Origin of the sequence: Rhizobium sp. BK049 (assembly GCF_014193135.1) — a bacterium.
Lineage (GTDB): Bacteria > Pseudomonadota > Alphaproteobacteria > Rhizobiales > Rhizobiaceae > Rhizobium.
Map to the genome: position 1 here is coordinate 33,214 of NZ_JACHYV010000031.1, position 20,287 is coordinate 53,500.

Below are 20,287 nucleotides of genomic sequence, written 5' to 3' on the forward strand. Positions count from 1 at the left end.
CTCATGGCGGACCGGCACCAGCCACGCATCCTGACGATCCCGGCGGGCCTCCCCTTCCTGAAAACGCTGGCAACGACGCTTTGCGACGGACGCCTGACGCCGCTCTTTCGGCATGAGCCCGCTGATCCGCTGTCGCTCGCCAGGGTGACGATCTACCTGCCGACCCGGCGCGCCGTGCGTGTGCTCCGTTCGGAATTCGTCGATCTGCTCGGCGGCCGCTCGGCGATCCTGCCGGTCATTCGTCCGCTCGGCGAAACCGATGACGACAGCGGATACTTCGAAGAGGCGCTGCCGGTAACGATCGATCTCGCCCAGCCGCTGTCGAATACCGCCCGGCTGCTGGAACTGGCGCGCCTGATCCTTGCCTGGCGAAACAAACTGCCGGAGATCGTCCGTCATATCCATTCGGACTCGCCTTTGGTTGCGCCGGCCAGCCCGGCGGATGCTATCTGGCTCGCCCGCAACCTTGCGGAGCTGATCGATTCCATCGAAACCGAGGATCTTGACTGGTCGGAACTGTCGAAACTCGACACCGGTGACTACGCCGCCTGGTGGCAGCTGACGGCGGAGTTCCTGCAGATCGCCAGCGCCTTCTGGCCGGAGCGGCTTTCCGAGCTCGGCAGGTCCTCGCCGGCGCGGCACAGGAACGCCATTCTGCGGGCCGAGGCAGCCAGGATTTCTGCGGCGAAGCCGGCGGGGCCGATTGTCGTCGCCGGTTCGACGGGTTCGGTCCCTGCCACGGCCGATCTCATCGCCGCCGTTGCCAATCTGCCCGAAGGCGTGATCGTCCTTCCCGGCCTCGATCTCTCCATGCCCGATAGGCATTGGCAAATGGTCGCGCCGGAACCGGCACCGGGCCAGCATGCCAATCCGGCCAGCCGGAGCCATCCGCAATATGGCCTGTCCTCGCTGCTGAAGAGGCTGAGGCTGAACCGAGCCGACATCAGCCTGCTTGAGAGGCCTGAGACCGATCTCGATCGGCGCGCCGAAATCCTATCGCGCGCGCTCTCGCCGGCAGAGGCGACCAGCGACTGGGGGGCCTGGAAGAGCGCGTTGCCCGAGGGAGCGCTGACTTCGGCCTTCGCCGATGTTTCGCTGATCGAAGCCGCCAATGAACGCGAGGAAGCAACCGCAATTGCCATCGCGCTCAGGCTCGCACTGGAAAGGCCGGGCCAGGACGGCGAAAGCCGGGCAGCGCTGATTACGCCCGACCGCAATCTCGCCCGTCGGGTGATGGCCGAACTTTCCCGCTTCGGCATCCTCGCCGACGATTCGGCCGGCACGCCGCTTTCGGCCACGCCGCAGGGCACCCTGCTGCAATTACTGCTGGAGGCGGCGCTGCGCCCGGGCGATCCGGTGGCGATCGTCTCGCTGCTCAAACATCCGCTGGCCCGCTTCGGCCTCGAACGTGGGGCCCTGATTTCTGCGACCGAGGCGCTTGAGCTGCTGGCACTGCGCGGCGGCGTGGCGGAGGTGGATATCAGTGCGCTCGAGTCGCTCCTGGCCCATCAGCTCGGCGAGCAGGCTCTGGACCGACACACGCCGCAATGGCGAAAAACGCTGCCAGCCGAGGCGGCCAATGCCGCATGCGAGCTTGCCCGCCGGGTTGCCCGCGCAACCGAGCCTCTGGCTTCCGCGCTGGTCCGGCACCGGCCGGAAGAACGCGGCAAGACGGCGCGTTTCACGCTGTCCGAATGGGCGGAGCGGACCGGCCGTTCGCTCGAAGCTATCGCGGCAGATCCGCACGGCAATCTTGCCGATCTCTGGTCGCACGAGGCAGGAGACGCCCTTGCCTCGCTTCTCAGCGAAGTGATCGACACGGATGGCCAGATGGAGGCCGACGGGCCGCAATGGATCGACATCATGGCCGCACTTGCCGCCGGCCATGCGGTGAAACCCCGGGCACTCAGCCATCCCCGCCTCTTCATCTTCGGCACGCTCGAAGCCCGCCTACAGAGCGTCGACACGCTGATCCTCGGCGGCTTGAACGAAGGCTCCTGGCCAGGGCAGAGCGCAAACAATCCCTTCATTCCGCGCATGATGAAGACGGAGATCGGGCTCGAACCGCCGGAGCGGCGCATCGGCCAGCTGGCGCATGATTTCGAGATGGCGAACGGCACTCGCCACCTGATCTATTCGAGAGCGCTGCGCCAAGGTTCGACGCCGACCGTCGCCTCGCGCTGGCTGCAGCGGCTGCTGGCGCTCGGCGGAGAGACATTTGAAGCGGCATTGAGAGGGCGCGGTAACCGGTATCTGCAATGGGCCGGCCTCATCGATCGGGGAGAGGTTCAGGCGCCGGCGCAGCGACCCTCGCCGAAACCGCCTCTGGCGCTGCAGCCGAAGTCCTATTCCTTCAGCGAGGTCGGCCGGCTGCGCCGCGATCCCTATGCGATCTATGCCCGCCGCATCCTGCGGCTCGATCCGGTCGACGCGTTCAACCGGGATCCGGGAGCGGCCGAACGCGGAACGCTCTACCACAAGATCATCGACCGGTTCATCCGCGAAGCCCATGTCGCCGGCACGCCGGAGGCGGCAGCGGCGATGGAGCAGATTCTCACCGAGCTTTTCGACATGGAGAAGCTGCCGCCACATGTCGATGCCGTGTGGCGGCCGCGCTTTCGCGACGTGGCCGGCGCCTTCCTCGAATGGGAGGCCGGACGACGTCCCGCCATCCGCAGGACACTGACGGAAGTGCGCGGCGGCGTGGAGCTGGAGGCGATCGATGTCCGGCTGAACGGCGTTGCCGACCGGATCGATATTACGGGACCGGGGGCGGCCGATATCATCGACTACAAGACCGGCTACAACCCCTCACCGGCACAGGCACGCGCGCTTCTCGATCCGCAGCTCGCGCTCGAAGCGGCCGCGTTGAGCGCCGGCGCCTTCCGCGATGCCGGCAGTCTCATCCCGCAGGATCTGCTCTATGTCCGTCTGCGTCCGGGACGCCGGTTCCAGGTCGATACGGTGAACAACGAAAACTCGGCCCGCAGCGACAAGGCAAAATCGGCGATGGACCTTGCCGCGGACTCGGTCGACCAGCTGATCAAGTTCGTCAGTTTGCTGCAGTCCGGCGAAAAAGGCTTTACCTCGCGGCTCATTCCGGCGCAGCAGTTTGATTTCGGCGGCGACTATGATCATCTCGCCCGCGTCTCCGAATGGTCGACGGCCGAGACCGAGGAAGGCGGCGGCGATGAGTGACCAGACTGCACTTCCGATTGACGACGATCCCGGCGCCTGGATCGGCTGGACCACGATTCAACAGGCAATCGCCTCCGATCCCGAGCGCTCGGCCTGGGTCTCGGCCAATGCCGGTTCCGGCAAGACGCATGTCCTGACCCAGCGTGTCATTCGTCTCCTGCTCGCCGGCGCACGGCCTTCCGCCATTCTCTGCCTGACTTATACCAAGGCCGCGGCCTCCGAAATGTCGAACCGCGTCTTCGAACGGCTGGCAGACTGGGTGGTGCTTGACGACGAAAATCTCAGCCGGCGCATCACGCAGATCGAGGGTACGGCGCCGGATGCCTTAAAGCTTGCCGAGGCGCGCCGGCTGTTTGCGAAGGCACTGGAAACACCGGGCGGATTGAAGATCCAGACGATCCATGCCTTTTGCGAAGCGCTGCTGCACCAATTCCCGCTGGAGGCCAATGTTGCCGGGCATTTCTCGGTCATCGACGATCGCGCGGCGGCGGCACTGCTTTCCGATGTACGCCGGGCGCTGCTGACGGCAACGGCGCCGGAGGAAGGCAGCGCTCTTGCCGAGGCATTCGCCTATGTGCTCAATCTCGGCGATGAATCCGGGCTGGAGAACCTGCTCGCCGACATCATCGCCAACCGCAATGCCATTCGCCGCTTCACGGCGGCTGCCGAGCGACAGGGCGGCGTGGAGACGGCTCTGCGCGACAGGCTCGGCCTTGCCGTGGGCGATACTGAAAGCCGGATCGCGGCGCAATATTGGCCGTTGCCGGAGCTTTCAGGCGGCATGCTCGAGCTTTATTTGGCGCTTGCCGACCATAAGGGCGGCGCCAAGGCGCAGGAGATTGCTTATGGCCTCAAGCTCGCCGGCCGGGAGCGCGATGATGCCAAGCGCGCCGAGATGCTGGAGAAGATCTTTTTGACGGCAAAAGGCGAGCCGAAAACGGACTCGCAGTTCCTGGTCAAAGCCATGCTTGCGGAAGCGCCGGAATTGACAAGCGCCATAGCCGCCGCCCGCGCGCATGTCGCCGCAAGCCGTGACCGGTTGAAGCTGATGCGGATGTTCGGCGCCACGAGGGCGGCGCTGGTGCTCGCCGGTCGGCTGAACCACGATTACGAGGAACTGAAGAAGCAGCGCAGCCAACTCGATTTCGAAGACCTGATCACACGCACCGCCGACCTGCTGACGAAGAGTGGCGTCGGTCCCTGGGTCCATTACAAGCTGGACCGGGGTATCGATCATATCCTCGTCGACGAGGCCCAGGATACCAGCCCGATCCAATGGAGCGTGATCCAGTCGCTCGCCGAGGATTTCTTTTCCGGCGAGAGCGCCCGGCCGGTCGTGCGCACGCTCTTTGCCGTCGGCGACGAGAAACAGTCGATCTACTCCTTCCAAGGAGCGCGACCCGAGCGTTTTTCCGAAGAGAGCGACCGGACACGGCGGCGGGTCGCCGATAGCGGGCAGAGATTTTCCTCCGTGCGGCTGCCGCTCTCCTTCCGCTCGACCGCCGACGTGCTCGAAGCCGTCGACCAGATCTTCCGGACGGCGGACAATGCGCGGGGTCTCAGCGCTGTCGGCGAACCGGTCATACATCGATCCAGCCGCATCGGACATCCCGGCGCCGTCGACCTCTGGGAGATGGTCGCGCCTGAGGCGGTGGTGAAGGAAGAGGATTGGACGGCGCCCTTCGATGCGACGCCGGAAAGCGCGCCGGCCGCAATCCTCGCGCGGCGGATCGCCCATGCGATCGGCACGCTCGTCGGCCGTGAAACGATCGTCGACAAAGGCACGGAGCGGCTGATCGAAGCCGGCGATATCCTCGTTCTGGTGCGCAAGCGCGACGCCTTCGTCAATGCCTTGACCCGCGCCTTGAAGCGCCGTGGCGACATTCCCGTCGCCGGCGCCGACCGACTGACGCTGACCAGCCATATCGCGGTGCAGGATCTGCTGGCGCTCGGCCGTTTCCTGCTTCTGCCGGAGGACGACCTTTCGCTCGCTGCCGTGCTGAAGAGCCCGCTTTTCGATTTTTCGGAGGACGATATCCTTGCAATCGCCGGCCTTCGGGGCGACAACGAGAGCGTCTGGAGCCATCTCAAGAGGTTTGCGGCCGATGGTACTGAACGATTCCGTGCTGCCGTCGAAAGGCTGGAGCTGTTTCTTCAGCAGTCGCGGCATCTGTCGGTCCACGATTTCTATGCGCGCGTGCTGGGCAGCCATGGCGGTCGGCGGCAATTCCTTGCCCGTCTCGGCACCGAGGTCAGCGATATTCTCGACGAGTTCCTGACCTTTACGCTCGACCACGAGAGTTCCGGCCTTCCCGGGCTGCAATCCTTCATCTCAACGCTAGAGCTCGAAGCGCCGGAGGTTAAGCGTGAGCAGGACAAGGGGCGCAACGAGGTCAGGATCATGACCGTGCATGCCTCCAAGGGTCTTGAAGCACCGATCGTCTTCCTCGTCGACGGCGGCTCCAAGCCGTTCACGCATACACATCTGCTGAAGCTTCGCCTGATCGAAACGGACGCCGACGAGCCGCCGCTGCCGGCCTGGGTTCCCGTCTCCGACCTCGCCAATTCGCTGACGCAAAACGATGCAGCACGGATCCGGATGCTGGCGGAAGAGGAGTATCGCCGGCTGCTTTACGTCGCCATGACACGGGCTGCCGACCGGCTTGTTGTTTGCGGCTACCGTGGCGTTCGTGTCAACAACGATACCTGGCACATGATGATCTCAGCCGCGCTCAGCGAAGGCCATCCGCACGTGGAGGCGGCCACCTTCTCCGGCCCAGACGGGGAATGGCCGGGCATCCGATGGCGGGTGCCGCGGGTGGAGCGGCGCTTCGAGCGTATCGACCGCCATGAGGCGCGCGACAGCCAGGAGGCGTTGCCGGAAGGCCTATTGCGGCCACTGCCGCCGCAGGCTGAGCTGCCCCGCCCCCTCAGCCCATCCGGCGCCGGGACGATCGTCGACGAAGACGAGGGCAGCTTGTTTGTCGCTTCGCCGCTGTTCGGCGAGAAGGAGCGCAGCGATCGTTCCCTGGAAAAGGGCAGGTTGATCCATCGCATGCTGCAGGCGCTTCCCGACATTCCCCCGGTCAAACGGCCGGATGCCGCAAGCCGCTATGCCGAGCGGGCGGCGCGGTTCTGGCCTGAAGCGGAACGCCGCCGGCTCGTCGATTCGGTTCTGAGACTAATGGACGAAGAAGGTCTGCAGCCGGTTCTCGGAGTAGAGGCCCAGCCGGAAGTTTCGATCATGGGAACATTGACGCTCGCAGACAGGCGCTATGCGGTCTCCGGCCGTATCGATCGGCTCGCCGTGCTTGCCGATCGCGTCGTGATTCTTGACTACAAGACCAATCGGGTGCCACCTTCGACCGAAGAGGCGATCCCTTTCGCACATAAGGCTCAGCTCGCGATTTATCGTGAGATCCTGGCACCGCTCTATCCCGGCAAACGCATCGACTGCATGCTCGTCTACACCGAGAATGCGTCGCTCTACACTTTGAGCGAAGAGGCACTCGGTTTGGCGCTTGCAGGACTCAAGACAAAGTGAAATACCGGACATTGAAAATTTGGCGCCGCACCATCACATGTGGTTCAACATCTTCTTCGGTCAAAGGAGCAGCCTATGGCTACCGTGAAAGTCGATATCAATAACTTCCAGTCGGAAGTTCTGGAATCCGCAGAACCCGTCGTCGTCGATTTCTGGGCTGAATGGTGCGGTCCGTGCAAGATGATTGCTCCGAGCCTCGAGGAAATCTCCGTCGAGATGGAAGGCAAGGTCAAGGTCGCCAAGCTCAATATCGATGAAAACCCGGAACTCGCCGCCCAGTTCGGCGTGCGCTCCATTCCGACGCTCGCGATCTTCAAGGGCGGCGAAGTCGCTGATATCTCCGTCGGCGCCAAGCCGAAGACAGCGCTTTCGAACTGGATTTCGAACGCCGCCTAATCGATATCGTCTTCATATATCGCATGGAAAAGCCCGGCTTCGGCCGGGCTTTTTTCGTCTGCTTATTTCGGGGGCGTGCCGTTGTCGGCAAGCACATCCCCGACGAGATAGAGAGAGCCGCCGATGAGGATGCGGGGCGGCAGTGCCGCTGGGTCGAGGGCCGATTTTATCGCTTCCAGCGCCTCGCCGACCGTCGACATCGGTTCGGCGATCAAACCGGCATCATAGGCGGCGTTCGACAATATCACAGGGTCGATCATCGCGTCGCTGCCGCGGATCGGCACGCAGAACACCTTCTCGACCAGGCCTGTGAAAGCCTTGAAATAACCGATCGGGTCCTTGGTGTTGATCATGCCGATGATCAGGAAAAGCGGCCGCGGCTGGCGCTCCTCGAAATTGGCCATGGCTTCGGCGATCACTTCGCCGGCGCCGGGATTATGCCCGCCATCGACCCAGATCTCGGCACCGGCCGGCGCATATTGCATCAGCCGGCCTTCGCTGAGGCGCTGCAGCCGGCCCGGCCACTCCACGAAATTCATCGCCTTTTCCATCATCGTCTCGGTGACAATGAAACCCGCGGCCTTGACGGCGCGGATGGCCGCGGCGGCGTTGGCATACTGATGGCGGCCGGGAAGGCGCGGCAGCGGCAGGTCGGCAAGGCCGAACTCGTCCTGATAGACGAGCCGCCCATATTCCTCATGCGCCATGAAATCCTGACCGAAGACGGCGCTCGGGCAATGCAGCCGCTCCGCCGTCGACATCAGCACGTCGAGTGCCGCATCATATTCCTGGTGGCCGATGACGACAGGCAATCCCGGCTTCATGATGCCGGCTTTTTCGGCCGCGATCAGCTCAACCCTGTCGCCGAGATAGGGCTGGTGATCCAGCGAGATTGGCATAATCACCGAGACGGCCGGATCGGAAATGACATTGGTCGCGTCGAAACGGCCGCCGAGACCGACTTCGATGATCGCGGCATCGGCCGGATGTTCGGAAAACAGAATGAAGGTGACCGCCGTCAGGATTTCGAAGACGGTGATATGCTGCCCGGCATTGGCATCCGCCACACGTCGCACAGCATCGGCGAAGACGGCGTCATCGACGAGCTGCCCGCGCCCGCCCTTGACACCGATGCGATAGCGCTCGTGCCAATTGACGAGATGGGGCGAGGTATGGACATGGGCGCTGTAGCCGCCGGCCTCGAGCAAGGCGCGGCAGAAGGCGGTGACCGAGCCCTTGCCGTTGGTGCCGGCGACATGGATCACAGGTGGCAGTTTCCGGTGCGGGTTGCCGAGTTGATCAAGAAGACGGGTGATGCGATCGAGAGACAGATCGAACCCCTTGGGATGCAATCCCATGAGTTTTTCTATCTCTTGCGCTGCCTCACTCACCGCGGTTTGGCCTCTTGGTATCAATTCGGCACCCCCGCCTGTGTGTCGGTTATCAGGCGCTCGCCGCCAGAGCGATCGCGCCGCCATTCATGTCGTTGGCCGCCGAAACGGGCTTCTTCGTCAGGATCTTCAGCAGACGCGCCAGTGTCTCCGGAATATCGTGACGTTTGACGACCATATCGACCATACCATGTTCCAGTAGATATTCGGAGGTCTGGAAACCCTCAGGCAGCTTCTCGCGCAGCGTCTGCTCGATCACGCGCTTGCCGGCAAAGCCTATTTCGGCGCCGGGCTCTGCTAGATGAATATCGCCGAGCATGGCGTAGGAGGCCGTCACACCGCCTGTGGTCGGGTTGGTGAGCACAACAATATAAGGCTGGCCGGATTCCTTCAGCAGGTCAACGGCAACGGTTGTCCGCGGCAGCTGCATCAGCGACAGAATGCCTTCCTGCATGCGCGCGCCGCCGGAGGCGGGGAACATCACCAGCGGGCACTTTTCGGAGGTCGCGCGTTCGAAAGCCTTGACGATCGCCTCGCCGGCGGCAATGCCGAGCGAACCGCCAATGAAGTTGAATTCATGCACAACGGCAACGAGTTTCAGACCGTGCACCTTTCCGAGGCCGGCAAGGATGGTATCCTCCTGTTCGGTCTTCACCCGGCTGTCGCGGAGCCGATCGATATATTTTTTGGAATCGCGGAACTTCAACGGATCCTGGGCGACCTTCGGCTGCGGCAGCGATTCATATTCGCCATTGTCGAAAAGGTCGGCAAGGCGCGCCTTGGCCGGCATCTTCATGTGATAACCGGATGCGGGAATGACCCATTTGTTGGATTCCAGATCCTTGTGGAAGACCATTTCGCCCGTTTCCGGGCACTTGATCCACAGGTTCTCGGGAACTTCGCGGCGGCCCAGCATGGAATTGATCCGCGGGCGAACGTAGTTGGTGATCCAGTTCAACTCGAAATCTCCTAACTGATTGGTGCCAATGTGGGAAAACTATTCGGCAGCAACAAGGCGCGCCGAACGTGTTCCCGAGGAAAGGCCGCGCACCAGCGTTGCGACCGCCTGAACGGTGTCGGCCGTCGCCTTTCCGTCTTTCGTCAAACTGGTTGCGACCTGATTGACAATGGCAGTGCCCACGACAACGCCATCGGCAGAGCCGCCGATGACCTTGGCATGTTCCGCCGTCTTGACGCCGAAGCCGACGCAGACGGGCAGCTCCGTATGCTGCTTGATGCGCTGGACGGCGCCAGAAACCAGCGACGGATCGGGCAGCGCCGAGCCGGTGATGCCGTTCATCGAGACGTAATAGACGAAGCCGGAGGTGTTTTTCAGCACCGCGGGCAGGCGCTTCTCGTCCGTGGTCGGCGTCGCCAGGCGGATGAAGTTGATGCCCTTGCGGATCGCCGGAATGCAGAGTTCGTCATCCATCTCGGGCGGCAGGTCGACGACGATCAGGCCGTCGATACCGGCGGCAAGCGCATCATCCAGGAACGTCTCGACGCCGTAGATGTAGATCGGATTGTAATAGCCCATCATGACGATCGGCGTCGCATCGTTGGTCTTGCGGAAGTCGGCAGCCAGCTGCAGCGTCTTCTTCAGCGTCTGGCCGCCTTTCAGCGCCCGCTGACCGGCCAGCTGGATCGCCGGGCCGTCGGCCATCGGATCGGAGAAAGGCATGCCGAGCTCGATAATGTCGGACCCCGCTTCCGGCAGTGCCTTCATGATACCGAGAGAGGTGTCGTAGTCAGGATCGCCGCCCATGAAATAGGTCACAAGCGCCGGACGGCCCTCGGCCTTCAGCGCGGCAAAGCGTTTGTCCATGCGTGCGGTCATGTCTTACAGTCCCATTCCCAGAATCTTGCCGACGGTGAAGATATCCTTGTCGCCGCGGCCGGAGAGATTCATCAGGATGATCTCATCCTTGCCCATCTTCGGCGCGCGCTTGATGACTTCGGCAATCGCATGCGCGGCCTCGAGCGCCGGGATGATGCCTTCGAGGCGGGTCAGGGTCTGGAAGGCCTCGAGTGCTTCGTGGTCCATGATCGGCACATAGTCGACGCGGCCGATATCGCTCAGCCAGGAATGTTCGGGACCGATGCCAGGATAGTCGAGACCGGCCGAAATCGAGTGACCTTCCTTGATCTGGCCATCGCCATCCTGCAGCAGGTAGGTGCGGTTGCCGTGCAGCACGCCGGGCGTTCCGGCGGTGATCGAGGCGCAATGTTCGTCGCCCTGCAGGCCCTTGCCGCCGGCTTCGACGCCGACGATCTTCACGGAGGAATCATCCAGGAAGGGATGGAAGATGCCGATGGCGTTCGAGCCGCCGCCGACGGCAGCAATGACGAGATCCGGCAGACGGCCTTCGGCTGCCAGCATCTGCTCTTTCGCTTCGGCGCCGATCACCGACTGGAAGTCGCGGACCATCTCCGGATAAGGATGCGGGCCGGCCGCCGTGCCGATCAGGTAGTAGGTATCCTCGACATTGGTGACCCAGTCGCGCAGCGCCTCGTTCATCGCGTCCTTCAGCGTGCCGCTTCCTGCCGTAACCGGCTTCACTTCGGCGCCGAGCAGCTTCATGCGGAAAACGTTCGGCGCCTGGCGCTCGACGTCGGTGGCGCCCATGTAGACGACGCAGGGAAGGCCAAAGCGGGCGGCAACGGTGGCCGAAGCGACGCCATGCTGGCCGGCGCCGGTTTCGGCGATGATCCGCGTCTTGCCCATGCGCTTGGCGAGCAGGATCTGGCCGATGCAGTTGTTGATCTTGTGCGAACCGGTGTGGTTCAGCTCCTCGCGTTTAAAATAGATCTTCGCGCCGCCGAGTTCGGCCGTCAGCCGTTCAGCGAAATAAAGCGGGCTCGGGCGGCCGATATAATGGGCGCCAAGATGCTTTAGTTCCGCCTGAAAGGCCGGATCGTTCTTCGCCTTGTTCCATTCATCCTGCAGATCGAGGATCAAAGGCATCAACGTTTCGGCAACGAAACGGCCGCCATAGATGCCGAAGCGGCCATCTTCATCGGGCCCGGAACGGAAGGAATTCGGTTTAGGCGTTTCGTTCACTCTCAACTCCCTGAGGCCACGACGGACTTATCCGCCTCTTCGACCGCATCGAAAAATTCATCGATCAACGCGACGCTCTTGACGCCGGGCTCGGTTTCGACACCGGAGGAAACGTCGATACCACGTGCCTTTGTCTTCACAAGCGCATCCGCGACATTGTCCTTGTTCAGCCCGCCGGACAGCATGTAGTCGATGCTGCCGTCGAGCCAGCCGAGAAGGCTCCAGTCGAAGGAAATCCCGTTGCCGCCAGGCAGTTCCGAACCCTTCGGCGCTTTCGCATCGAAGAGGAAACGGTCGGCGATGCCGATATAGGCTTCGACGCGCTTGAGATCGTCGGCCGTACGCACGGAAAAGACTTTCATCACAGGCAGACCATAGAGCGCCTTGATGGTCAGCACATGTTCGGGACTCTCGTTGCCATGGAGCTGCAGAATGTCAGGCTTCAGCAGCGACACGATTTCGTCCAGATCGTCATTTGTGGGATCGACGACGACGGCGACGATCTTCGCCCTGCCACGCGCCGGTCCGGCAAGCTTTGCCGCCACATCCGGCTCGACGTAACGCGGGCTCTTTTCGAAGAAGATAAAACCGATATGGGTCGCGCCGCGTTTCAACGCGCGATCAATCGCTTCGGGCGTCTTCAAGCCACAGATCTTGATATCGGGTTTCATGGCAGCGAAGTGACACGAAATGCTGCAAGAGTCGAGCCAATTTGCATGGAAAGCTGTATTTAGCGCGGCTTGGGTCTAATCGAAATCGATGGCGTGCAGCTGGCTACCGTGCCGCTTCAGCCACAATTTCGCTTCCTCCATGCCGGGGCAAAGCTTCTTGCAAAGTGCCCAGAAGCGGGGGCCGTGGTTCATCTCCTTGAGATGGGCAACTTCGTGAGCGGCCAGATAATCGATCACCGAAGGCGGCGCCATGACGATACGCCAGGAGAAACTCAAATTTCCCTCCGACGAGCAAGAGCCCCAGCGGCTGCGGGTATCTTTCATCGAGATCGAGCGGATCGGTGCCCGGATCGTTGCCGCATGCATCGTCGCCAGCCTCTCGAGATCGGCGCGCGCCTCCTTCTTGAGGAAGGCCGAAATGCGCCGTCCGACATGCTCGGGCAGGCCGCTGACGCGCAACACAGGGCTGCCATCCACAGCGACCGCCTCCGTCAAGCCGCGCAGACTGCCTGTGTGCTCGATGCGATGGGAAACGCCGCGCAGGAGAATCTTCCCGCCGTCGCTTAAGCCGGTATCGATCGAAAACTTGGCGAGCTTGGTGAGCAGCCATCCCTGGTGCCGATCGAGGAAAGCGTTGACCTCACGCGCCGCAAGGCCTCTTGGCACCGTCATCCTCAGAGCCCGCCCGCCCGGCTCGATGCGCAGGGTAATACGGGTTGCCTGATCGTGCTGCTTGATGGTCAGCGGCATGAGCCGGCCGGCGACATCGAGCGTCCGCGTTTCGGGCGGAGCCGGCTTTCGCGCCTTTGGCCGTGTCTTCAGAAGCGGAAACATGGGGGTTTTCTATACGATTCGCCGGTGAATCCTAAACGATTTGCGAGGCTGGCGGACATGGAAAAACCGGCATCGGTGAGATGCCGGTCACCATTTCATCGCCTGAAGCGCGTCGCGATCTTTCAGATTCGCTCCTTGCGCTTTAGGTCTTCGTTTACGCATGTCGTTGCCGCAAAAGCGCTTCACACTCCTGCGCGACATGCTTTAAGCCTTCACGGCGTCTGGAACTCCGCGACCGGGCCGTTATCGTCGCGCTTGGCGTTTTTGCGGTCACGCATGAAGCGGTCGAACTCTTCCTGGTCCTTAGCGCGGCGGAGTTCACGCAGATACTCGTCGAATTCCTCGCGCATTTCGTCGAGCTTGCGGCGCTCTTCCTCGATCCGGTCGAGCTCGGCCTTACGCCAGTCGTCGAATGCGACGTTGCCGGTCGAAAAATGCGGGCGGTGGCGGCCATGCGAACGGCGGCAGGAGGCAAAAAAGCCGTCGGTCGCCTGATTGACGTCGCGCTTGAAGCCGCGCAGACGATCGCCGAAAATGATGTAGGCTAGCATGGCCAGACCCAGAGGCCAGAAAACCATGAAGCCGAGAATCATCAGGGCAATGGTAGCCGGAGTCCAATCCGGTCGAAGCAATGCTGACTGGTTCATCGTGCGGTATCCTCGCTTTCCGCGGCCGGCAAGATGCCGAACGCTGGAAATCGATGTGGTTACCGCAAGAACCGCCTTCAAGACGATTGCCTGCGAAATCGAACAAGGCCTTGAATCCACTTCCCTAATTCAGCTGTCGCTAAATCAGGCGGTGCGACCGCCCTTGATGACGCGCGGCACCTGCGGCTTGACGGCGGTGCGGGAATGCTGGCGGACAAAATTGACGATGCGCGGCGCGATCTCGCGACGGAATCGCGAGCCGTTGAAAACGCCGTAGTGGCCGACATCCGGCTGGAGATAATGCATGCGCATGTCTTCGGGGATGTTGACGCAGATGGTCTGCGCCGCCCTGGTCTGGCCGACGCCTGAAATGTCGTCATTCTCGCCCTCGACGGTCAGGAGCGCGACCCTGCGGATCGCCGCCGGATCGACCCGCTTGCCTCGGTGCATCAATTCGCCCTTCGGCAGCGAATGCTTCATGAAGACCTGTTCGACCGTCTGCAGGTAGAACTCGGCGGTCAGATCCATGACGGCGAGATATTCGTCATAGAAATCGCGATGTTTTTCCGGTTCGCCGTCGTTCTTCACGAGATGCATGAAGAACTCCTTGTGGGCGACGAGGTGCCGGTCGAGGTTCATCGACATGAAGCCCGACAACTGCAGGAAACCGGGATAGACAGGCCGCATGAAGCCCGGCTGCGGCCAGGGCACGTTCATGATGACATTGTCGGAAAACCACTGCAGCGACCGCTCCTGGGCGAGCTTGTTGACCGCCGTCGGATTGATGCGCGTGTCGATCGGGCCGCCCATCAGCGTCATCGATGACGGCGACAGCGGATCCTGGGCTTCCTCCATCACCGCGGCTGCGACCAGCACCGGCACCGACGGCTGACAGACGGCGATCACATGCGTGTCGTGACCGAGGAAATGCAGCATCTCGATGACGTAGTCGACGTAATCGTCGAAATCGAAGCTGCCTTCCGTCATCGGCACCATGCGGGCGTCGATCCAGTCGGTGATGTAGACATCGGCGCTCGGCAGCAATGCCTCGACGGTACCGCGCAGCAGCGTCGCATAGTGACCGGACATCGGCGCAACGATCAGGATGCGCGGATCGCTGGCGCGGCCAGGCGGGACGTTGCGCGAGAAATGAAGGAGGTTGCAGAAGGACCGCGACCAGACGATCTCTTCACGAACGGAAACCGTCTGATCGCCGATCACCGTCTGCTTCAGTCCGAACTCCGGTTTCCCGTAGCGGCGCGTCGTGCGCTCGAACATTTCGAGGCTTGCCGCCATCGTGCGGCCGAACGGCGTCTGGGCGAACGGGTTCAGCGGATTGGCATAGGCAAACCGCATGATGTCAGCCGCGGCGCGAAACGGCGCCATGGCGGCATGATTCAATTCATAAAGCTGATAGAACATAGAAGGCGCTGCCTTTCTCTATCGAAAAGATGACGTCGGGTGATAGACGTCGAGCTCTTTCCGCACGCTGGCACGTAACGCAGACTAACAGGTTTTTGTTGCACAGCAACATGGACGTCCCAGACCTGCACAGGAAATGCCAGAGAGTTGATCTCTGGCATCACCATAGAACCGAAAGTTTAAGGTTCAGCTGAGGTAGCGTCGTTAACGATCCGCAACAAAGCTCTGCTTCTGGCTGCCGAGCCCTTCGATGCCGAGCTCGACGACATCGCCATTCCTGAGGAAGCGCGGCGGCTTCATGCCCATTCCGACGCCGGGCGGCGTCCCCGTCGAGATGACGTCGCCAGGATGCAGCGACATGAATTGGCTGAGATAGGAAACGATTTGCGCGACGCCATAGACCATGGTCTTGGAGGAACCATTCTGCATCGTCTGACCGTTGACCTTAAGCCACATACCGAGATTCTGCGGATCGTCGATTTCATCCTTGGTGACCAGCCAAGGGCCGATCGGGCCGAAGGTGTCGCAGGACTTGCCTTTGGTCCATTGGCCGGCGCGCTCGGTCTGGAAGGCGCGTTCGGAAACATCGTGCGACACACAGTAACCGGCGACATAGTCGAGCGCCTCGGCTTCGCTGACATATTTCGCCGTCTTGCCGATGACGACGCCGAGCTCGACTTCCCAGTCGGTTTTTTCGGAACCGCGCGGGATCAGAACGGTGTCGTTCGGGCCTGATATGGCCGACGTCGCCTTCATGAAGATGACCGGCTCCGGCGGCACGGTGGCTCCGGTTTCGGCGGCATGGTCGGAGAAATTGAGGCCGATGCAGATGAATTTGCCCGTGCCGGCGACGCAGGCGCCGATACGGCCGGGGGCAAGTTCCGGAAGGCTCTTCGGATCGAGCGCCGCGATCCTTGCAAGGCCGGACGGCGATATTGCCTCGCCAGCGATATCGGCGACATGCGCCGAAAGATCGCGGATCTTGCCATCCGCATCGAGAAGCGCCGGCTTTTCTCGACCTGCTTCGCCAACACGCATCAGCTTCATGGAATGCCTCCTCATCGAAATCGAATGTGCGACCACATATGAACGAATTATTCATCGGTGTCATTACGGCTTTGCCCGGAAGCGGTACGGCGTTCCTAGAAAATTTCGGAGAGATCTGGACCGGCAGGAACGATTTTCGTCAAGTTCAGGCTTTCAACCGAATAGTAGCCTCGCTTGATATGGTCGAGACCCATTGTCTCAGCGATATCCGGCCAGTGCAGTGTGAGCCAGCAGAAGGCGCTTAGATCGGCATAGTCCGAAAGCCGGTGTTCCGCGAAGAGGTAAGACCAGTTTTCGAATTGCGGCTCGATCCAATCGAAGACATCGGCGAAGGCTTTCTCATCGGCGATCGGCTTGCTGGCAAAACCGGCGCGATAGGCCCCATTTGAGGGCGGGATAGACGCGGTCGTTGAAACCATCGATTTTCAACCCGTCTGTCGACGGGACAGAGATCGATTGGTTTTTTCGCTTTGGCGCGCGCTCAAGGCCGATCCTCATGGAGACTCTCCGTTCACCCAGCTGCGACGACGCTGCGCTTGCCAAGACGGCGAAGCAGGAAATATGACTTTGGCCTCAGTCCAACATGAGATGGAGTTCGACATGCACCTCTCCAAGGCCGCCGTACGCACCGAACATGCGAGCCGCTACCTGCAGCAGCTCTGCAAACATTGGAGCCACAAGTTCAGCGTCGATTTCGATCCGCATAGGGGCCGGGTGCCGTTCAGCGAAAGCGACGAGGTGATATTCACCGCCGACGATGCGGCGCTCACCATGACGCTTTCCGTTGCCGATCCCGACCAGCAGGCAAGGATGCAGGGGGTGATCGACGATCATCTGAAGCGCTTCGCCTTCCGCGAGGAACTCGACATCGTCTGGACCGATTGACCTCAACGATTTTTATACCCCAAGCCTGGAACAAGCATGACACAGAGCAATAACCGCGAATCCCAATATCCGATCGATCCGATGTTTCTCGACCGCTGGTCGCCTCGCGCCTTTACCGGCGAAGTCATCGATGAGGCACAGCTGCTCAGCCTGCTCGAAGCCGCCCATTGGGCGCCCTCCTCTTCCAACCAGCAGCCCTGGCGCTTCATCTATGCCCTCAAGGGCTCGGAGCACTGGGAGAAATTCGTCACACTGCTCGTCGACGCCAATCAGGAATGGGCGAAGAACGCATCGGCATTGATCTTCGTTGTCTCACGCAGCTTCACCGGCGTTGCCGGATCCGGCGAGGAAAAGCCGAGCTACACCCATTCCTTCGACGCCGGTGCAGCTTGGGGGTACCTGGCGCTGCAAGCGCGCCTTTCCGGCTTCTATGCCCATGGCATGGGCGGCATCAAACATGAGGAAATCAGAAAAACCTTCGATATCCCCGAGGGTTACCGGATCGAAGCGGGCGTTGCCGTCGGCCGTCTGGCCGACAAGAGCGTTCTTTCCGAACGCAATCAGGCGCGCGAATTCCCGAGCCAGCGCAAGCCGCTCTCCGACCTTGCCTTCAACGGCCATTTCCTAGCCAACTGAGCGACAGAACAAGCAAAAGCCCCGCCGTCTTGCGACGGCGGGGCTTTTATTGAAGGCACATCGATCAGATGTCGAGATTGGCGACGCTGAGCGCGTTGTCCTGGATAAATTCGCGCCGGGGCTCGACTTCATCCCCCATCAGGCGGGCGAAGAGGCCGTCGGCATCGGTGGCGTCGGCAACCTTGACCTGCAGCAGCGAACGGACATTCGGATCGAGCGTCGTTTCCCAGAGCTGCTCGGCATTCATCTCACCGAGACCCTTGTAGCGTTGCATGGTAAGACCCTTGCGGCCGCTGGCAAAGATCGCATCGAGCAGGGCGCGCGGCCCTGAAATCTCAATGTCGCCTTCGCGCCGGTGCAGCGACGGCGGCGTCTGATAGATTTCCTTGAGACGCGCGGTCAGCTGGTCGATGTGGCGGGCATCGGAGGAGCCGATCAGCGCCATGTCGAGCACCACCACTTCCTTGACGCCGCGAACCATGCGCTCCAGGCGCAGGCCGCCATCGCTCGTCAGGTCGCCCTGCCAGCCGCGTTCGGTCTCTTCGGCAATGATGTCGAGACGGCTTGCGACCTCGCTCGCCAATGCCTGCGCTCTCGCCTGATCGCTGACGAGCTCGGCATTGAGCGCGCCGGCGATCGCCGCCTGTTCGACGACGGCGCGATTGTAGCGCGAATGGAGATTGTCGAGCAGAGCGCGCATACGCAGCGCATCGAGGATGACCTCGCGCAGGTCCTGTCCGGTGCGGACCTCGCCGCTGCCGAGTCTCAACGCGGCATCCTCCAGACCTTGGGCGATGAGATACTCCTCGAGCGCCTTCTCATCCTTCAGATACTGCACCGACTTGCCGCGCGCGACCTTATAGAGCGGCGGCTGAGCGATGTAGAGATGGCCGCGCTCGATCAGTTCCGGCATCTGCCGGAAGAAGAAGGTGAGCAGCAGGGTGCGGATGTGGGCGCCGTCGACATCGGCGTCCGTCATGATGATGATCTTGTGATATCGCAGCTTTTCGGCGTTGAACTCGTCCTTGCCGATGCCGGTGCCGAGCGCGGTGATCAGCGTGCCGATTTCCTGGCTCGACAGCATCTTGTCGAAACGGGCCCGTTCCACATTCAGGATCTTGCCGCGCAGCGGCAGGATCGCCTGGTTTTCGCGCGACCGGCCCTGCTTGGCCGACCCGCCGGCGGAATCGCCCTCGACCAGGAAGACTTCGGATTTGGCCGGATCGCGTTCGGAGCAGTCGGCGAGCTTGCCCGGTAGTGAGGCAATATCGAGCGCACCCTTGCGGCGGGTCAATTCACGGGCCTTGCGGGCCGCTTCGCGCGCGGCTGCCGCCTCGACGACCTTGCCGACAAGGATCTTGGCTTCGCTCGGATGCTCCTCGAACCAGGTGTTCAGCGCCTCATTAACGAGGCTTTCGACGACAGGACGGACTTCCGAAGAAACGAGCTTGTCCTTCGTCTGCGATGAGAATTTCGGATCGGGCACCTTGACCGACAGCACCGCGGTCAGGCCTTCGCGGCAGTCTTCGCCCTGCAGCGTCACTTTTTCCTTTTTGGTGATGCCGGAATTGTCGGCATAGGAAACCACCTGACGGGTCAAGGCCGCGCGGAAGCCGGCCATATGGGTGCCGCCGTCACGCTGAGGAATGTTATTGGTGAAGCAGAGCACGTTCTCGTGATAGCTGTCGTTCCACCACATCGCCACTTCGACGGTGATGCCGTCCTTCTCGCCGCGGATGGCGACCGGCTTGTCGACGAGCGGCTTCTTGGCGCGGTCGAGATAGGAGACGAAGGCCTCTAGGCCGCCGTCATAGCGCATTTCTTCCTGCTTGATATCGGAATGACGCTTGTCGCTCAAAAGGATGCGCACGCCCGAATTCAGGAAGGCGAGTTCGCGCAGGCGGTGCTCCAGCGTACCGTAATCGAATTCGGTCATGGTGAAGGTTTCGCTGCTCGGCATGAAGCTGACTTCCGTGCCGGTCGAATCAGGGGCATCGCCCGTGACCTTCAGCGGTGCGTCGGCCACGCCATGGGTGAAGCTCATTTCATGGATCTTGCCATGGCGTCGGATCTTCAGCTTCAGCCAGACAGAGAGGGCGTTGACGACGGAAACGCCGACGCCATGCAGACCGCCTGAGACCTTGTAGGAATTCTGGTCGAATTTGCCGCCGGCATGCAGCTGCGTCATGATGACTTCGGCGGCCGACACGCCTTCGCCGCTATGAATGTCCGTCGGGATGCCGCGGCCGTTATCGGTGACCGTTACCGATCCATCCGGATTGAGGGTGACGGTGACGATGTCGGCATGGCCGGCCAGCGCTTCGTCGATCGCGTTGTCGACGACCTCATAGACCATGTGATGCAGGCCGGAGCCGTCGTCGGTATCGCCGATATACATGCCGGGGCGCTTGCGCACGGCATCGAGGCCCTTCAGGACCTTGATGGAATCTGCGCCATATTCGGTGCTTACGCCGTTTTCCGTCGCGGATGTATCGCTCATTCTGTCGAGATTTTCCCTGTTGTCGTAAAGCGGCGGCGCGCCCTGCGAATCACCG

At 61.7% G+C, this 20,287-nt stretch carries 15 protein-coding genes and 1 pseudogene; 5 read left to right on the forward strand and 11 right to left on the reverse strand.

The window, feature by feature from the left end; translation table 11 throughout:
- Positions 1–3: 3 nt before the first annotated feature.
- The 3 genes from addB to trxA all read left to right on the forward strand — a co-directional run bounded on the left by addB (position 4) and on the right by trxA (position 7,138).
- Positions 4–3,198, forward strand: a complete 3,195-nt coding sequence (gene addB, locus FHT70_RS26015; protein ID WP_183705812.1) for a double-strand break repair protein AddB — start codon at positions 4–6, stop codon at positions 3,196–3,198.
- Complete coding sequence (gene addA / locus FHT70_RS26020) at positions 3,191–6,742, forward strand: double-strand break repair helicase AddA (protein WP_183705813.1); 3,552 nt, start codon at positions 3,191–3,193, stop codon at positions 6,740–6,742. The genes addB and addA overlap by 8 nt, the downstream gene beginning before the upstream one ends.
- Before the next feature lie 75 nt (positions 6,743–6,817).
- Complete coding sequence (gene trxA / locus FHT70_RS26025; protein ID WP_004672616.1) at positions 6,818–7,138, forward strand: thioredoxin; 321 nt, start codon at positions 6,818–6,820, stop codon at positions 7,136–7,138.
- A 62-nt stretch (positions 7,139–7,200) separates the two neighbouring features.
- Here the strand turns inward: trxA and FHT70_RS26030 are convergent, their stop codons facing one another.
- The 10 genes and pseudogenes from FHT70_RS26030 to FHT70_RS26075 all read right to left on the reverse strand — a co-directional run.
- Positions 7,201–8,496, reverse strand: a complete 1,296-nt coding sequence (locus FHT70_RS26030) for a folylpolyglutamate synthase/dihydrofolate synthase family protein (protein ID WP_097601322.1) — start codon at positions 8,494–8,496, stop codon at positions 7,201–7,203.
- A gap of 85 nt (positions 8,497–8,581) precedes the next feature.
- A complete protein-coding gene (gene accD / locus FHT70_RS26035; protein ID WP_183705815.1) occupies positions 8,582–9,487 on the reverse strand; it encodes an acetyl-CoA carboxylase, carboxyltransferase subunit beta in 906 nt (301 codons plus the stop codon).
- Positions 9,488–9,526: 39 nt separating this feature from the next.
- A complete protein-coding gene (gene trpA, locus FHT70_RS26040) occupies positions 9,527–10,366 on the reverse strand; it encodes a tryptophan synthase subunit alpha (RefSeq protein ID WP_085776437.1) in 840 nt (279 codons plus the stop codon).
- Between the two features lie 3 nt (positions 10,367–10,369).
- Positions 10,370–11,590: a tryptophan synthase subunit beta gene (gene trpB, locus FHT70_RS26045; RefSeq protein WP_097601320.1), complete on the reverse strand. Its 1,221-nt coding sequence runs from the start codon at positions 11,588–11,590 to the stop codon at positions 10,370–10,372.
- A gap of 2 nt (positions 11,591–11,592) precedes the next feature.
- A complete protein-coding gene (locus tag FHT70_RS26050; RefSeq protein ID WP_183705817.1) occupies positions 11,593–12,261 on the reverse strand; it encodes a phosphoribosylanthranilate isomerase in 669 nt (222 codons plus the stop codon).
- Between the two features lie 75 nt (positions 12,262–12,336).
- Positions 12,337–13,095, reverse strand: a complete 759-nt coding sequence (locus tag FHT70_RS26055; protein WP_085776434.1) for a SprT family zinc-dependent metalloprotease — start codon at positions 13,093–13,095, stop codon at positions 12,337–12,339.
- A gap of 212 nt (positions 13,096–13,307) precedes the next feature.
- Entirely contained in the window at positions 13,308–13,742 is a 435-nt protein-coding gene (locus FHT70_RS26060) for a DUF2852 domain-containing protein (RefSeq protein ID WP_064800136.1), read from the reverse strand.
- A 144-nt stretch (positions 13,743–13,886) separates the two neighbouring features.
- Positions 13,887–15,164 (reverse strand): polyhydroxyalkanoate depolymerase, encoded by a 1,278-nt coding sequence (gene phaZ, locus FHT70_RS26065; RefSeq protein WP_097601318.1) that lies wholly within the window; start codon positions 15,162–15,164, stop codon positions 13,887–13,889.
- 204 nt (positions 15,165–15,368) lie between these two features.
- A complete protein-coding gene (locus FHT70_RS26070; protein WP_183705818.1) occupies positions 15,369–16,211 on the reverse strand; it encodes a fumarylacetoacetate hydrolase family protein in 843 nt (280 codons plus the stop codon).
- A 95-nt stretch (positions 16,212–16,306) separates the two neighbouring features.
- Positions 16,307–16,680 (reverse strand): annotated as a pseudogene (locus FHT70_RS26075) (glutathione S-transferase family protein); the annotation flags it as partial.
- 131 nt (positions 16,681–16,811) lie between these two features.
- Between FHT70_RS26075 and FHT70_RS26080 the strand changes: the two are divergent.
- A complete protein-coding gene (locus tag FHT70_RS26080; protein WP_183705856.1) occupies positions 16,812–17,096 on the forward strand; it encodes a DUF2218 domain-containing protein in 285 nt (94 codons plus the stop codon).
- 36 nt (positions 17,097–17,132) lie between these two features.
- A complete protein-coding gene (locus FHT70_RS26085; RefSeq protein WP_183705820.1) occupies positions 17,133–17,732 on the forward strand; it encodes a nitroreductase family protein in 600 nt (199 codons plus the stop codon).
- 64 nt (positions 17,733–17,796) lie between these two features.
- Here FHT70_RS26085 and gyrB read toward each other — a convergent pair whose 3' ends face one another.
- On the reverse strand, positions 17,797–20,232 hold the full coding sequence (gene gyrB / locus FHT70_RS26090; RefSeq protein WP_183705822.1) for a DNA topoisomerase (ATP-hydrolyzing) subunit B: 2,436 nt from the start codon (positions 20,230–20,232) through the stop codon (positions 17,797–17,799).
- Positions 20,233–20,287 lie beyond the last annotated feature (55 nt).

Coding starts and splice junctions, on each gene's coding strand:
- addB (WP_183705812.1), top strand. CDS start 4: ATGGCGGACCGGCACCAGCCACGCATCCTGACGATCCCGGCGGGCCTC.
- addA (WP_183705813.1), top strand. CDS start 3,191: ATGAGTGACCAGACTGCACTTCCGATTGACGACGATCCCGGCGCCTGG.
- trxA (WP_004672616.1), top strand. CDS start 6,818: ATGGCTACCGTGAAAGTCGATATCAATAACTTCCAGTCGGAAGTTCTG.
- FHT70_RS26030 (WP_097601322.1), bottom strand. CDS start 8,496: ATGGGATTGCATCCCAAGGGGTTCGATCTGTCTCTCGATCGCATCACC.
- trpA (WP_085776437.1), bottom strand. CDS start 10,366: ATGACCGCACGCATGGACAAACGCTTTGCCGCGCTGAAGGCCGAGGGC.
- FHT70_RS26050 (WP_183705817.1), bottom strand. CDS start 12,261: ATGAAACCCGATATCAAGATCTGTGGCTTGAAGACGCCCGAAGCGATT.
- FHT70_RS26055 (WP_085776434.1), bottom strand. CDS start 13,095: ATGTTTCCGCTTCTGAAGACACGGCCAAAGGCGCGAAAGCCGGCTCCG.
- FHT70_RS26060 (WP_064800136.1), bottom strand. CDS start 13,742: ATGAACCAGTCAGCATTGCTTCGACCGGATTGGACTCCGGCTACCATT.
- phaZ (WP_097601318.1), bottom strand. CDS start 15,164: ATGTTCTATCAGCTTTATGAATTGAATCATGCCGCCATGGCGCCGTTT.
- FHT70_RS26070 (WP_183705818.1), bottom strand. CDS start 16,211: ATGAAGCTGATGCGTGTTGGCGAAGCAGGTCGAGAAAAGCCGGCGCTT.
- FHT70_RS26080 (WP_183705856.1), top strand. CDS start 16,812: ATGCACCTCTCCAAGGCCGCCGTACGCACCGAACATGCGAGCCGCTAC.
- FHT70_RS26085 (WP_183705820.1), top strand. CDS start 17,133: ATGACACAGAGCAATAACCGCGAATCCCAATATCCGATCGATCCGATG.
- gyrB (WP_183705822.1), bottom strand. CDS start 20,232: ATGAGCGATACATCCGCGACGGAAAACGGCGTAAGCACCGAATATGGC.